This is a genomic window from Ornithinimicrobium ciconiae, from assembly GCF_007197575.1.
GTDB lineage: Bacteria > Actinomycetota > Actinomycetes > Actinomycetales > Dermatophilaceae > Ornithinicoccus > Ornithinicoccus ciconiae.
Genome location: NZ_CP041616.1, coordinates 3,788,609 through 3,802,584, shown reverse-complemented (window position 1 = coordinate 3,802,584; position 13,976 = coordinate 3,788,609). Strand labels below are relative to the sequence as shown.

Genomic DNA, 13,976 nt, shown 5'->3' with positions numbered 1-13,976 from the left:
ACCACCGTGTCCCGTGGGGTTTGCGACACCACTAGCCGACCTCCTGCAGCCCGTCAGCGACCGCCAGGGCCACGACGTCGTCCATCTCAATCTCCAGTACCGGCACCTTCCCCCGGAGACAACCGGGACACCGTTGTGCCCAGCGGCGTCCCTGTCCTGGAGGCAGCGCCAGGTAGCCGCTGCCGCCGCACTCGTCGCACTCGACGTGCTCCACGATGTGGACGACGACGTTCAACGTGTCGAGTACCTGACGCCAGAGGGCCGGCTCGTCAGTGGCGAGGCCCGCACTCAACTGGTCTACCGCTTCGCGAATCTGCCTCGGCCCCGGGCCCGCAGCCTCCTCCGCCAGACGGCGTCTCAGGGCACGCGCCTTGGCTTGCAGCCCCTCTTGCTGGTCCTTGAGCGGTCTGAGGACACGAGCCACCGACTCCCGACGCAGACCCGACTCGCGCAGGAGAGCCATCTCCTCCGCAATGCTGTCGTCGAGCGAGTCCAGCTCTTGTTGCAGCTGCACCAGCTGGGTACCGGCTGAGACGCCACGGCTGGCCCCGGAGACCGCAGCTCGCAGAACCGCAGGCTGGAGCAGGCGTGCTCGCACCTCGTGGATGACGGTGCTTTCCAGTGTCGGTGCGTGCAGATTTTTGCAGTCGAGGTGGCCCGGCACGCCTGCGGTCAGCCGGTCCCTGCAGCTGTACGTCGGCTCCTGCCCCGTGACGGTCCGCCCCATCGCACGCCGGCCACACGGCATCCGGACGAAGTCGCTCAGGAGGTACGTCTGGGGAGCGCGGGCGGGGAAGTTCGAGCGAGACTCGGAGGACCAGGCCCGCCACACAGCCGCCTCGGTGGGTGTGAGGATGGGGGGAATCGGAACGTCGACACCATCGAACGTCCACGTTCCGGCGGCGTTGCGGATGTGGCCCTCGTCCTTCGCCCAACGGCGCAATGTGGCCGCGTCCCATGTGTCCTTCAGCGCGGGGGGCAGCCGGGACTCGTTCAGCTCGGCGGCCACGTGCTTGGCCTGCACCCGCTCGACGACCAGGCGTCGGTAGATGAGTCGGATGGCCCGCGCCTGGGTTTCCTCGACTACCAGGTGCCGGTCACCGTGACCGCCCGTGACCCGGTAGCCGTACGGCGGCGTCGACCCGACGAACCGGCCTGCCTCCGCCGCAGCACGTCGACCTGACCGTGTTCGCTCGGAGATACGGTTCCGTTCGAACTGCGCGACCGCGGACAGGATTTGTGAGTGCATCGTTCCGGCCGCGGTCGATGTGTCGATGCCCTCGTCGATGAACGCTACCGCGCAGCCGTTCCCGGCGAGTTCCTCGAGCAGGTTCACGAGGTCGCGGACGCTCCTCGCCACTCGGTCCATCTTGGTGGCGAGTACTGCGTCGACCCCACCCCTGGCGACGAGTGACCGCAACTCCGTCAGTCCGGGGCGATTCATCGACCCTCCGCTCAGGCCACCGTCCTCGAAGTGCTGGACGTGCTGGTGGCCGTCCGCGACTGCCCGTGCCGCGAGACGTTTGCGCTGGTCCTCCAGCGAGGTGCCGTGCTCGACCTGCTCCTGCGTCGAGACCCGGGCGTACGTTACGACCCTCACGACGCCCGCCTCGTCCCGCGGGCGGTGGTGACGAGGGCGGCCACACGCTGGAGCTGTCCTGTGTCTGCCGTGCTGCGGGCCTGGACGGTGACATGCCTGTACCTCGGATGGCGATCGATTACAGGGCAGTTGTGGTCTTGTGTCTTCTTCTTCACGGGAGCCCTGTGCCACCACGGTTCGGTACAGGTCGCCTGTTCGTCTCTGGGCGTTCGAACAACGTCATCTGGGGTGTGCCAGCTGACGCCACATCGGGCTGTGGTGGGTGCCTCGCTGCTGAGTACGCAGTTCGCGTGGGACGATTGCAGCCTGCGCGTTTGCCGCCGTGATGCTGGCGATCGTGCAGTCCGGCGGGATCGAGTCGCTGGTGACCAAGGTCATCAAGGCAGCACTCTCGGTCTCGCTGTGAGCGGGTGCGGGCGCCGCCACGAGGACGGCATGGTGACCGCCGAGCTGGCCATCGTCATCCCAGCCCTGGTGGCGGTGCTCGCGCTGTGCCTGAGCGGTCTCGGTCTGGCTGTTGACCAGATGCGGTGCGTCGATGCGGCGCGGATCGCGGTGCGTGCCGCAGCACGTGGGGAGCCTTCAGGCATCGTCGAGCAGATCGCCCGCCAGGCCGCGCCCCCAGGTGCGGACGTCGAGGTGAGCGTCGACGAGGACAGGGCGGTCGTCGCCGTGACAGCACCGGGCCGGACCCGATACCTACCCGGGCTGCCGCGCGGCCACGCGCGCGTCGAGGCGGCCCTTGAGCCCGCTGCGCGTATGGGATCGCCATGACGTCCCGGGAGCGGGATCGGGATCGGGAGCGGGGCTCAGCGACCGTGTTGGGCCTCGGAGTCATCCTGGTCCTGGTGACCCTGCTGGCGGCGCTGCTCGTGCTGGGGGTCGCACTCCGCGCGAGCCTGCAGGCCCGCGCTGGTGCCGACTCCGCGGCCCTGGCCGGCGCCGCAGTGCTCCTCGAGGGCGGCACCGCTGAGTCAGCCTGTGCAGCGGCAGGGGAGCTCGCACGCGCCAACAACGCAACGCTCACGGGGTGCTCAGCCGGTGGTGAGAGCGAGACCGTCAGCGCCGTCCTCCGTGTGGAGGTCACGGTGCCAGCCCTCGGCGGTGCCGAGGCACGGGCCGTGGCGCGAGCGGGAGCAGTGCCCGCCCCCAGCACGTGACCGTCAGGACCGGCGCGGACCGTCAGGGGGCGGGGCGTCTGACGGATAGTCGCTGGGCAGGGCGATGTGGGCGTCGTCCGGGGAACGATCGGTGGGTGCGGGTTCGCCGATGTCGGCGCGGGGCCCGGCCCCCGGAGGCGAGGTGGACAGCCGCTCGTCGACCCTGGCGTCGTCGCGAGTGCGGCCCGTCCGGGAGTCGACCGGGGTCGCGATCTCGCGCTCATAGCCAGTCGTCTCGCGGAGGTCGCGGTCCTCGCCCGTCCCGCCGTCGTGCACGGCCTTGCGCAGCTCCTTGACCTCGCGGCGTCGACGGCGCGAGGCGCGCAGCCCGGCGACCAGTGTGAGCAGGCCAAGGGTCAGCACGACCAACGTCGCTGCGCCGAGGAGATAGAGATGCAGCGGAGTCAGCTGCACTGTGAAGATGCCCAGATCGATGTCCATCGGAGCAAGGTCACTGGTGCCGAAGAACATGTAGCCGAAGACCACAAGGGCCGCGGCGATCAGCAAGATGCCGAGGATGAGCATGGGACCACCTCACGCAGGTTGGGTCGACCGGACGTCGCACGACACTACCGACGAACGGTCAACGGCGCCCGCCCACGCGTCACCTGGCCTCCTGTGGATCAGTGCCCGGAGAGCAGATGAGCCAACGCCTGCACAGCCCCGGTCTTGCTCAGCGGATCGTTGCCGTTGCCGCACTTGGGGGACTGCACGCACGAGGGACAGCCGGCGGGGCACTCGCACGCTCGCACCGTCTGGAGGGTGGCGTCCAACCACTGCCGGGCGTGCCGGAAGCCGTGCTCGGCAAAGCCGGCCCCACCCGGGTGCCCGTCATAGACCAGGACGGTGGGCAGGCCGGTGTCCGGGTGCAGGGCTGTCGAGACTCCGCCGATGTCCCACCGGTCGCAGGTGGCGATCAGGGGTAGCAACCCGATCGAGGCGTGCTCAGCAGCATGCAGTGCCCCTGGGATGTCCGCCTCACCGATGCCAGCCAGGGCCAGCTCCTCCTCCGGCAGCGTCCACCAGACCGCCACCGTCGTCAGGCTGCGGCGCGGCAGGTCGAGCGGGTGCTCGCCGATCACCTCGCCGGTGGGCAGCCGCCTCAGGAAAGAGGTCACCTGGCTGGTCACCTCGACAGCGCCGAGACAGAGCCGGGCGGGCCCCCACTGCTGCTCCCGGGTCGTGGAGAGGATGCGGAACTCGCTCACCGAGCGGGCCTGGGTGCTCCACCCGGGGTCACCGACGACCACGTGGGCGGCGGCGTCAGCCAGGTCCAGCTCGGTGACCACGTGCTGCTGCCCCTGGTGCAGATAGACCGCCCCGGTGTGCACCGCGGAGTGAGCACGTGCCTCATCCACCGTGCCCAGCACCCGGCCGGTGCGGGTTTCCACGATCCGCACGGTCTGGCCGATGCCGCGCAGCTCCACGTGGTCGCTCGGGCGGTCAGCCCGCGCCCAGTACCAGCCGGCCGGGCGGGCACGCAGGACACCGCCCGCCACGAGAGCCTCCGCCAGGGCCGGGACGCTCGGTCCGAACCACTCGGTGTCCGCCGGGGTGAGCGGCAGCTCGGCCGCGGCGGCCGCCAGGTGCGCCGACAGCACGTGCGGGTTGGCCGGGTCGAAGACACTGGCCTCCACCGGCGCCTCAAAGACCGACTCCGGGTGGTGCACGAGATAGGTGTCGAGCGGGTCATCGGCGGCCACGAGCACGGCGAGGGACTCGGAGCCGGTCCGGCCGGCGCGCCCGGCCTGCTGCCAGAGCGAGGCGCGGGTTCCCGGCCAGCCGGCGATGAGGACGGCGTCCAGCCCGGCGATGTCGATGCCCAGCTCCAGGGCGTTGGTGGCCGCCAGGCCCAGCAGTTCCCGCCCTCGCAGGGCAGCTTCGAGGTCGCGACGTTCCTCGGGCAGGTAGCCGCCGCGGTAGGCCGCGACCCGTGGCGCCAGGGCCGGATCAACGTCCGCCAGGTCACGGCGAGCTGCTGCGGCCACCGCCTCGACGCCGACCCGGGAGCGGGCGAAGGCCACCGTCTGCACGTCGCGCAGGACCAGGTCGGCCAGCAGGCTCGCCGACTCCGAGACGGCACTGCGCCGGGTGCCCTCGCTGGCCAGTGGCGGCTCCCACAGCGCGAAGGTGGTGGCTTCGCGCGGGGAGCCGTCCCGGGTGACGGCGGTGACGTCCTGACCGATCAGCGCTGAGGCCAGCGCCGCCGGCTCGGCAACCGTGGCGGAGGCGAACAGCACGGTGGGCCGGGACTCGTAGCGGGCCGCGACCCGCAGCAGTCGGCGCAGCACCGCCGAGACGTGCGCCCCGAACACGCCGCGATAGACGTGGCACTCGTCCACCACGACATAGCGCAACGCCCGCAGGAAGGGTGCCCACTGGCGGTGACCGGGCAGCAGCGAGTGGTGCAACAGGTCAGGGTTGGACAGGACATAGTGCGCGTGGTCGCGGATCCAGCGCCGCTCCTCGGTCGGGGTGTCCCCGTCATAGACCGCAGCACGCACCCCCGGGACCGCCATCGCCGCCAGCCGAGCCAACTGGTCACCCGCCAGGGCCTTGGTCGGTGCCAGATAGAGCGCCGTCGCGCCCCGCCCGGTCGGGGCGTGCGAGCCCTCGGCCAACGCCGTCAGGACCGGGAGCAGGAACCCGAGCGACTTGCCCGAGGCGGTCCCCGTCGCGCAGACCGTATGCCGTCCCTGCCGGGCCAGCTCAGCCAGCTCGCCCTGGTGGGACCACAGGTGGGTGACCCCCGCGCCGGACCACGCGGCATACACCCCCGGGTCGGTCCACTCCGGCCAGGGGACGCGGACTGCCTCCCGGCGCGGCAGGTGGCGCACGTGGGCAAGGCGCTCGCCGCGGGCCCCCCGGGCCAGGTGGGCGAGGGTCTCGCGAGGGTCGAAAGGTGCACGGGTCATCGCTGGCAACGGTATGTCTCCCACCGTCCGGCGCGAACACCTCGGGTCGGTGTGGGGGAAATCACAGCCGTGACGTAGCGTGGCCCCCGTTACAGTGGCGCCACACGCGCACCACCTACACCGGCGCACCCGGTCGATGCCGACCGGCGTTTTCCAGGAGGATCTATGCCTAACCGCCCGCACCCCTCGGAGCTGCTGTCATGACCGTTGACTTCGGAGGTGGCGAGTACGCCATCGTGGCCGTCGTGGCTCTCATCGCGCTGGCCGCGCTGGTGATGGGCCTGAAGTTTCGCCAGGAGGTGCTGGCCAACCCGGCGGGAACGCCGAGCATGCAGGAGATCGGGCAGGCCGTCCAGGAGGGGGCCCAGGCCTACCTGCAACGCCAGTTCAGGACCCTCGGCATCTTCGTGGTGATCGCCTTCCTGCTGCTCTTCGCCCTCCCCGCGGACGACACCGCGGTGCGAATCGGACGATCAGTCTTCTTCGTCTTCGGTGCGGTCTTCTCGGCCGGCATCGGCTATCTCGGCATGAACCTGGCCACCGCAGCCAACATGCGCGTGGCCGAGGCAGCGCGCAACGGTGACCGTGACAAGGGCATGCAGATCGCCTTCCGCACCGGCGGCACCGTCGGCATGGCGACAGTCGGTCTGGGCCTGCTCGGCGCGGCCCTCGTGGTGCTCTTTTACCAGGAGAACGCCGCCAAGGTGCTGGAGGGCTTCGGCTTCGGTGCCGCTCTGCTCGCGATGTTCATGCGCGTGGGCGGTGGCATCTTCACCAAGGCCGCGGACGTGGGCGCCGACCTGGTCGGCAAGGTCGAGGCGGGCATCCCCGAGGACGACCCCCGCAACGCCGCCACCATCGCCGACAACGTCGGTGACAACGTCGGCGACTGCGCCGGCATGGCGGCCGACCTCTTCGAGTCGTATGCCGTCACCCTGGTCGCCGCCCTCATCCTCGGCTCCGCGGCCTTGGGGACTGACGGTCTGACCTTCCCGCTGATCATCCCCGCCATCGGTGCGCTGACCGCCATCGCTGGCGTCTACCTGACCAAGGGCCGCAGCGGCGAGAGTGCCCTGGTCACCATCAATCGCGGTTTCTACATCTCCGCGCTGATCGCGGCGGGTGTCTCGGCGGTCGCCGCCATCGTCTTCCTGCCGGACTCGCTGCCGAGCTCGCTGCTGACGGGCGTGCCGGAGAGCCTTGGCGCGCACACGCTCGACCCGAGCGTGCGGGTCGCCGCCGCGGTCATCGTCGGCATCATCCTGGCGGCCTTCATTCTGTGGCTGACCGGCTACTTTACCGGCACCGAGTCCGAGCCCACCAAGAACGTGGCCAAGACGTCTTTGACCGGACCGGCCACCGTGATCCTCTCCGGCATCGGCGTGGGCTTCGAGTCTGCGGTCTACACCGCGGCGACCATCGCCGGTGCGGTCTACATCCTGTTTACCCTGGGCGGCGGCTCCCTCATCTTCTCGCTGTTCCTGGTGGCCATGGCCGGCTGTGGCCTGCTCACCACCGTGGGCATGATCGTGGCGATGGACACCTTCGGTCCGGTCTCCGACAACGCGCAGGGCATCGCGGAGATGTCCGGTGACGTCGACGGCGAGGGTGCCCAGATCCTGACCGAGCTCGACGCCGTCGGCAACACCACCAAGGCCGTCACCAAGGGCATCGCAATCGCCACCGCCGTGCTCGCGGCCACCGCGCTGTTCGGGTCCTACTACGACGCCATCATGGAGGCCATGCTCAGCCTGGAGGGCGACGCCGAGGCGTTGGCCGAGGCCGGCTTCCTGATGGGCGGGTCGCTGCTCGTCTATGACCCGCGCGCCCTGGTCGGCATCATCATCGGTGGCTGCGTGGTCTTCATGTTCTCCGGTCTGGCGATTGACGCTGTGACCCGCGCCGCGGGTGCCATCGTCTTCGAGGTGCGTCGCCAGTTCCGCGAGAAGCCGGGCATCATGAACTACACCGAGAAGCCCGACTACGCCCGGGTCGTCGACATCTGCACGAAGGACTCGCTGCGCGAGCTGGCCACCCCCGGACTGCTGGCGATCCTGGCTCCGATCGCTGTCGGCTTCGGCCTCGGCGTGGGGGCACTGGCGGGCTATCTCGCGGGCGCCATCGGGACCGGTGTCCTCATGGCTGTCTTCCTCGCCAACTCCGGCGGGGCGTGGGACAACGCCAAGAAGCTCGTCGAGGACGGCCACCACGGCGGCAAGGGCTCTGAGGCCCACGCCGCCACGGTCATCGGCGACACCGTCGGTGACCCGTTCAAGGACACTGCCGGCCCGGCCATCAACCCGCTGATCAAGGTGATGAACCTGGTCGCCCTGCTGATCGCCCCGGCGATCGTGGCGCTGAGCTATGGCGACTCCGCCAACGACCTGATCCGCTGGGGCATCGCGCTGGTTGCGGTGGCACTCATCGTCGTGGCCGTGGTGATCACCAAGCGCCGCGGCACCGCCATCGGTGATGACTCACCAGCCGAGCAAGCCCAGCTCGGCTGAGCACGGCGCGGGGCCCACGACGGCCGGCGGAGCTCAGACCGCCGGATCCGTTCGTGAGGCCCCGACCCGTGCCACGGTCACCTCCGAGCTGCTGCGGCTCCTGCTGAGTCAGGACGGTCCCTACCGTCGCAGATGGCGCTCGGAGGTGCGCCGGGTCTCGCCCAGCGACCCGCACCAGAGTGCGGTCGCGCAGGTGCTGGCCCAACACTTGTGGGAGATCGGCGAGGTCGCCGAGTCCGACACCGACCTGCCACGGCGGCTCAAGGACCTCGTGGCCCGAGCCATGGCCGGACGCAACCTCTCCCACCAGACGCTGAACTGGTTTGTCGGTGCCTTCGCGATGACCGAGACCGACGTGCAGCGGCTGTGGGAGCTGCTTGAGGCTGATCTCCGCTCGGGAGATCCCCACCGGGTCACGAGCCGGACGACCGTCGCCACGGCACCGGCGGATCCACACCTGGATCACACGCGGACCAGCTATCGCACCCAGTCCCTGATCGAGACGTGCGAGGTCGGCCCCGACCGGTCCCGTGCACGGCACACCCTCATGCACATCGTGCGTGCAGAGACCCACCTGGAGCAGTTGTCCTATCTGTTCGACACCTCCGACGTGGAGATCGAGGTGGTCCGGGGAGGCACGGCCGGACGACCCGTGCCCGACCCGACCGGCCGGTTCCGAGTCAAGATCGCCCTGCCGTCTCCCCTGGCGCCCGGACAGACCGCAGCGTTGGAGACCATCGCCGCCTTTCCAGCTGGCGGGCCGAGACTGGACCACTTTCGGCGCAGCCTGCGGGCAACAGCGGGCGGAGTGTCACTGGAGGTGCGCTTCGACGCCGCTGCCGTGCCGCAGCGGGTGCGGTGGACCGAGCTCAGTGCCACCGTCCCACCGGATCTGCTCACCGAACCGGTCGTGCTGGCTCCCGATCGCGCGGTCCACCGGTTCCTCACCCCGGCACAGGACTGTTCGGTCGGCTTCGAGTGGGACTGGTGAGAGTGACAATGGAGCGGTGCGCGTGACAGAGATAGCCGGACGTCAGGTGCCGACGGCGGATGCAGCACAGATCGAGGCCCTGCGCTCAGACCTGTCCGCGGCGGACTACACCGCCGATCATCTGGCCGACGTGCTCGGGTCGGTGGCCTCCGGCGCCCTGCACCGCGAGCAGGCGCTGCCGGCGCGACGTGCCCTGGCGAGTTGTGCCGACCCGGTGGGGGTCCTCGTGCGGCTGTGGGTGCTGGGGGAGGACGTGCCTGTGGTCGAACTGGACAGGGCTCTGCCGCGCACCGGCTCGGCCGGCCTCCTGACGATGGGCCTGGCCGTCACGTCCGAGGAGTCCCCGGACGGATCTGTGCTGCGCGGCACCTGCGACCTGCGACCCTACGGCGACGAGCGGCACGACTGGTGGGTCGCCTCCGACCTCTCGGAGCTGGTGCTCGGAGGCGCGCTGCCCACCGACCACGTCCTGGGTGTGGGCGGGGCATCGACCACGTTGGCCTCCTGGGCCCCGCGACCGCACGTGGCCCGGGCCCTCGACCTCGGCACCGGCTGCGGCGTCCAGGCCCTGCACCTGTCGACGCACGCCGACCGGATCATCGCCACGGACCTGTCCGAGCGTGCCCTGGGCTATGCCCGCTTCACCGCCCTGCTCAACGGTGTCGACCTCGACCTGCGTGCCGGCTCGCTGCTCCAACCGCTCGCGGGGGAGCACTTCGATCTCGTCGTCTCCAACCCACCCTTTGTGATCACGCCCCGGCACCCCAACGTCCCGCTCTACGAGTACCGCGACGGTGGCGCTCCCGGAGACGCGATCGTGGCCGGACTGGTCGCTGACCTCGAGACGGTGCTGGCACCCGGTGGCATCGCCCAGCTGCTGGGCAACTGGGAGCTGCGGCGCGGTGAGGAGTGGACCGACCGGGTCGGCGGATGGCTCAGCGACAGCACGCTCGACGCGTGGGTGATCCAGCGCGAGGTCCAGGACGTCGCGGAGTATGCCGAGACCTGGGCGCGCGATGGCGGTCACCGACCCGGGACGGCGGACTTCGAGGCACTGTATGCCGCGTGGCTGGACGACTTTGCCGCCCGCGGCATCGAGCGCATCGGGTTCGGGGTGATCACGCTGCAGCGCCCGCTCACGGATCGCGACCCCTTCCGTGACCTGGACGACCTGCACGGTCCAGTGGCACAGCCAGCCGGGCCGGCGATCCTGGCGGGGCTGCGGGCTCGCACCTGGCTGGCTGAGCACACGGACACCGACCTGCTCGAGACCCGCTGGTCCACGGCCGCAGATGTCACAGAGGAGCGGATCGGGCGACCGGGTGGATCGGACCCGATGGTGATCCAGCTCCGACAGGGTGGTGGACTGCGCCGGACCGTGCGGCTGGACACGGTCAGCGCGGGACTGGTCGGCGCCAGTGACGGGGAGCTGACTGCGACGCAGATCGTGCGGGGCATCGCCGTGCTCACCGAGCACGAGGTGAGTGACCTCGAGGCCCAGGTGGTTCCGACCCTGCGGGCCCTGGTGGCCGACGGGTTGCTGCAGTAGGTCCCGGGCACGGACGACCCGGCCGCCCCAGGGATGGGACGACCCGGCCGCCCCAGGGATGGGACGACCGGGCCGCGGTGGGGGTTGGCTAACCGAAGTAGGCGGCCAGGTCCACCTGGATCTGCGCAGACACAGCCTGGGTGCCGCCCAGGATGATGATGCGCTGCGGGTCCAGCCGCTCGAGCTCGGCGATCGTCTCGGCGGGCAGGTTGTTGGGCTGGGTCAGCACGACCGGGCCGAGGATCGACGCGGTCAGGGGTGCGCCGGTCATCGAGTCGGCATAGATCTCACCGGTGGCCACGAACACGGCGTCCACGCCGGGAGCGTGGTCCCCGGAGATCGCGGCGGCGGTGCCGTAGCGGTTGTCGCCCGCGGCGCGGGTGACGGTGCCGTCGGTATAGGCGGCAAGGTCGGCCAGGATCTCGTCCTCGACGGCTCCGGTGCCGCCCAGGACGATGATTTGGTCGGGATCGAGGTGCTCCAGGGCCGTGCGGGTGGCAGCCGGCAGGTGGTCGGTCCTGGTGAGCAGGACCGGGCTGTCGAGCTGTCCGCCGCGGGCGGCCGCGGCCAGGGCGTCGGGGAAGTCGCTGCCCTTGGCGATATAGGCGACCTGCACGCCTGCCGGGTAGGTCAGGCCGGCCTCCGCCGCCGTCGCGTAGCGGTCAGGGCCGGCGATGCGGGTGACCTCGTCGGGGGTGTCGGCCAGGGCGTAGTCACCCAGAGTGGTGACCACGGACTCCGAGATGGCGGTGCTGCCACCCATGACCACGATCTTGTCGGGCTGCAAGCGTGTCAGCTCGGCCGTCGTGACGCTGGGCAGACTCCCCGGCTTGGTGAGCAGCACCGGGGCGTCGTGGGTGCCGCCCAGGGCTCCAGCGGGCATCGCGTCCGGGTAGTCCAGACCACTGGCGATGTAGACCACGTCGACACCAGGTGCCCAGTTGCCGGAGATTGCCGTTGCGGTCCCGTAACGGTCGGAGCCCGAGATGCGCTCGACGGCGGGTCCCTCGGAGTCGGTCCAGACGAAGCTGACGCTGTCCGTGGCGCTGCACGGCTCCCCGGTTTCGGGGCGAGAGCACCCGCTGATGGTGTCGCTGCCGGCCGAGGTGCCGGTGTAGGAGAAGGTGGCCTGCCCGCTGGCGTCCGTGGTCGCCGAGCCGGTGGTGCTGTGGGTGCCGCTGACCGCGAACTCGACCGAGGTGTCGGCCACCGGGTCGCCGGCGTCGTCGGTGAGGGTGGCCGTGACCGTGTGCTCCGTGCCGACCGGCGCGGTGCCGGTGTTGGGCTCCAGGTCAAGGTCGTGGGTGACGATCTCGGCGCCTGGGGCGCAGTCGACCTCGGGGTCAGGGGTGTAGCCGACGATCAGGTTGTCGAGGAAGACCGCGGAGTCAAAGATGTGGTCTGCCTGGTCGAAGATGGAGAAGTAGACCGAGTGGTTGCCCGGCGTGACCTGGGTGGAGGCGGACAGTCGCACGGTGGCGCCCCCGTTGCTGTCCCCGCTGCCGGCCGTCCCGTCGAAGGCGGTGCCGAGGCCATTGGTGCCGCTCATGCCGCCCACGCCGGTGGAGTTGATGCTGACCACCTCGCCGGCGGCATCGAACGCGAAGTTGTCCGGCGCACTGATGAGGCTGTCGTCAGTGGTCCAGGTCGAGGTGTCCAGTTCGGCGACGAAGGCGTCGTTGACGCTGCTCCCGACATAGACCGGGTACTCCTCGGACAGGAACCGGAAGTCGAAGGACAGACAGTTGGACCCCGTCGGCACGGCGAAGTCGACCTTGAGCACGGTCACGTCCAGGTCGGTATCTCCCCGGACGTTGCCACCGCCCAGGTCGGAGCTGGAGAAGGTGCCAGGGGCCTCGATGGTGGACACATAGCCGCTGGACAGCACGCCGAAGGTCGAGCCCTGCGTCGGGAAGCCCGCGACCGCAGAGTCCCCCACGCCCGCACTGTCCCCGCCGGGTGGTACGGCGACAAAGTTGGCCGCGGTGACGTTGAAGCTCGGGCTGGCCATCGCCTGGGCGACAGCGAGTGCCGACGTCGGGGTGATCGCCGTCAGGCCGACGTCAGCTGTGCTGCTCGCGGTCGCCTGGTGCTGCTCACGGTCAGTGGTCGCGTCGTCCGCGGATGCCATGCCCGCCGATGTGGCAACGGCCACCGCGAGCAGCGGCAGGACGCTGCTGGCGGCGAGCCCGGCACGAAGCCGGGAGGTCCTGGTGTGGTGCATCTGAACTCCTTCGATCGGGCCCCGGGGGGGCCGTGAATGAAGGGCGTTCGTGACTCAGGAAACCACGGCGGATCACGCCGTGCGGGGGTAAGTTCACGGGAGGTCACGGTCACCCGCGCGCAGCCTCCCGCTCTTGTGTCGCAGTTGTGTCGCACGCCGCACAGAAAATCCCCGGGGTGCACCCGTTTTAGTGGATGGCGTAACGCTGACTGGCCAGCTGAAAGCCGTGACCCGTGGTCAGGTCCGTGCAGGCGACGCCCTGGCGGTCACTGGTGCAGGAGATGTTCCCCAGCCGCAGTGTCGTGCCGTAGGGCAGCACGGCGACCGTGGCGCCGTCGAGGGTCGCGGTGGCCCCGAGGCCGGGCCCGGTCCAGGCGCCTCCGCCCGTGACGTCGGTGTCGGCGCGCAGGTCATAGGGCAGGCACGACCAGCGAGGGTCCACCCCACCACCGACCGTCATCGCGTCTGCCGCTGCGGGGGTGCATCCCGCGAAGGCGGCCGGGTCGATGTCAGCCGAGCGAGCGTCATACTCCTTGCCGTCGATCTGGCAGACGACATTGTCGGTCCGCACCAGACAGGCGACGTTCTGGGAGGGCATCAGGAAGGAGGCCTGGCCGCCATCGACCAGGATCGACCCGTCCGACTGGAGCTGGGCGCTGACCTCCCCGGGCATCTCGGGCCGCGCCCCGTCCCCGTCCGTGCTGTCCGGCGTGCCCGCATCGGGGCCCGTGCTCGCCCCAGCGTCGGTGGGATCGGTCGTCGGCGCGGCCTCCCCGGCATCGGTTGTCGACGCGTCCTGGCCGGGACCCGTGGTCTCAGCGCCGGTGGTCGCGTGGACGCCGCCGTCCACCGTCGGCTCACCCTCTGGTGACCCGGTGCAGGCTGTCAGCAGGCCAGCGACCAGCACCAGCAGGACAACGGGGGAGCGGACGGACAGGGTCACGAGCGGGCCTCCTGGCGGGGACAGGACAACCGGGGCAGCGTAGCCACCGAGCCTGGGAGAAAAATCAGATTGTGAGTGAGCGCTCAC

Annotated in this window: 11 protein-coding genes; 6 read left to right on the top strand and 5 right to left on the bottom strand. The window is 70.3% G+C overall.

The features are described from left to right. Positions 1 to 31: 31 nt before the first annotated feature. The gene (locus tag FNH13_RS17585) at positions 32 to 1,600 is read right to left on the bottom strand and encodes a recombinase family protein (RefSeq protein WP_165700166.1); all 1,569 of its coding nucleotides are present in this window, start codon (positions 1,598 to 1,600) and stop codon (positions 32 to 34) included. A gap of 298 nt (positions 1,601 to 1,898) precedes the next feature. Between FNH13_RS17585 and FNH13_RS19650 the strand changes: the two genes are divergently transcribed. Genes FNH13_RS19650 through FNH13_RS17570 form a run of 3 tightly spaced genes read left to right on the top strand, consistent with a single transcriptional unit; the run spans position 1,899 to position 2,760 of the window. Then, complete coding sequence (locus FNH13_RS19650; protein WP_228266738.1) at positions 1,899 to 2,006, top strand: DUF4244 domain-containing protein; 108 nt, start codon at positions 1,899 to 1,901, stop codon at positions 2,004 to 2,006. Between the two features lie 29 nt (positions 2,007 to 2,035). Further along, the gene (locus tag FNH13_RS17575) at positions 2,036 to 2,374 is read left to right on the top strand and encodes a TadE family type IV pilus minor pilin (protein WP_143784632.1); all 339 of its coding nucleotides are present in this window, start codon (positions 2,036 to 2,038) and stop codon (positions 2,372 to 2,374) included. Beyond that, positions 2,371 to 2,760 (top strand): Rv3654c family TadE-like protein, encoded by a 390-nt coding sequence (locus tag FNH13_RS17570; protein ID WP_143784631.1) that lies wholly within the window; start codon positions 2,371 to 2,373, stop codon positions 2,758 to 2,760. The genes FNH13_RS17575 and FNH13_RS17570 overlap by 4 nt, the downstream gene beginning before the upstream one ends. Positions 2,761 to 2,763: 3 nt before the next feature. Here the strand turns inward: FNH13_RS17570 and FNH13_RS17565 are convergent, their stop codons facing one another. Then, positions 2,764 to 3,285, bottom strand: a complete 522-nt coding sequence (locus FNH13_RS17565) for a hypothetical protein (protein WP_143784630.1) — start codon at positions 3,283 to 3,285, stop codon at positions 2,764 to 2,766. 98 nt (positions 3,286 to 3,383) lie between these two features. Beyond that, on the bottom strand, positions 3,384 to 5,675 hold the full coding sequence (locus FNH13_RS17560) for a DEAD/DEAH box helicase (RefSeq protein WP_143784629.1): 2,292 nt from the start codon (positions 5,673 to 5,675) through the stop codon (positions 3,384 to 3,386). 200 nt (positions 5,676 to 5,875) lie between these two features. On the opposite strand from FNH13_RS17560, the gene FNH13_RS17555 reads away from it, so the two are divergent. The 3 genes from FNH13_RS17555 to FNH13_RS17545 are packed head-to-tail and all read left to right on the top strand — an operon-like array spanning position 5,876 to position 10,722. Beyond that, positions 5,876 to 8,182, top strand: a complete 2,307-nt coding sequence (locus tag FNH13_RS17555) for a sodium-translocating pyrophosphatase (protein WP_143784628.1) — start codon at positions 5,876 to 5,878, stop codon at positions 8,180 to 8,182. Then, complete coding sequence (locus tag FNH13_RS17550; RefSeq protein WP_143784627.1) at positions 8,148 to 9,173, top strand: hypothetical protein; 1,026 nt, start codon at positions 8,148 to 8,150, stop codon at positions 9,171 to 9,173. The genes FNH13_RS17555 and FNH13_RS17550 overlap by 35 nt, the downstream gene beginning before the upstream one ends. A gap of 22 nt (positions 9,174 to 9,195) precedes the next feature. Beyond that, complete coding sequence (locus FNH13_RS17545) at positions 9,196 to 10,722, top strand: DUF7059 domain-containing protein (RefSeq protein ID WP_228266477.1); 1,527 nt, start codon at positions 9,196 to 9,198, stop codon at positions 10,720 to 10,722. 88 nt (positions 10,723 to 10,810) lie between these two features. On the opposite strand, the gene FNH13_RS17540 is transcribed toward FNH13_RS17545, so the two are convergent. Further along, positions 10,811 to 12,946 (bottom strand): cell wall-binding repeat-containing protein, encoded by a 2,136-nt coding sequence (locus tag FNH13_RS17540; RefSeq protein WP_143784626.1) that lies wholly within the window; start codon positions 12,944 to 12,946, stop codon positions 10,811 to 10,813. A gap of 187 nt (positions 12,947 to 13,133) precedes the next feature. Then, entirely contained in the window at positions 13,134 to 13,889 is a 756-nt protein-coding gene (locus tag FNH13_RS17535) for a hypothetical protein (protein ID WP_143784625.1), read from the bottom strand. Between the last annotated feature and the right edge of the window lie 87 nt (positions 13,890 to 13,976).

Bases quoted from the DNA above. Each gene is read 5' to 3' on its own strand.
- FNH13_RS17565 (WP_143784630.1), bottom strand. From the start codon at position 3,285: ATGCTCATCCTCGGCATCTTGCTGATCGCCGCGGCCCTTGTGGTCTTC.
- FNH13_RS17570 (WP_143784631.1), top strand. From the start codon at position 2,371: ATGACGTCCCGGGAGCGGGATCGGGATCGGGAGCGGGGCTCAGCGACC.
- FNH13_RS17555 (WP_143784628.1), top strand. From the start codon at position 5,876: ATGACCGTTGACTTCGGAGGTGGCGAGTACGCCATCGTGGCCGTCGTG.
- FNH13_RS17575 (WP_143784632.1), top strand. From the start codon at position 2,036: ATGGTGACCGCCGAGCTGGCCATCGTCATCCCAGCCCTGGTGGCGGTG.
- FNH13_RS17560 (WP_143784629.1), bottom strand. From the start codon at position 5,675: ATGACCCGTGCACCTTTCGACCCTCGCGAGACCCTCGCCCACCTGGCC.
- FNH13_RS17550 (WP_143784627.1), top strand. From the start codon at position 8,148: ATGACTCACCAGCCGAGCAAGCCCAGCTCGGCTGAGCACGGCGCGGGG.
- FNH13_RS17540 (WP_143784626.1), bottom strand. From the start codon at position 12,946: ATGCACCACACCAGGACCTCCCGGCTTCGTGCCGGGCTCGCCGCCAGC.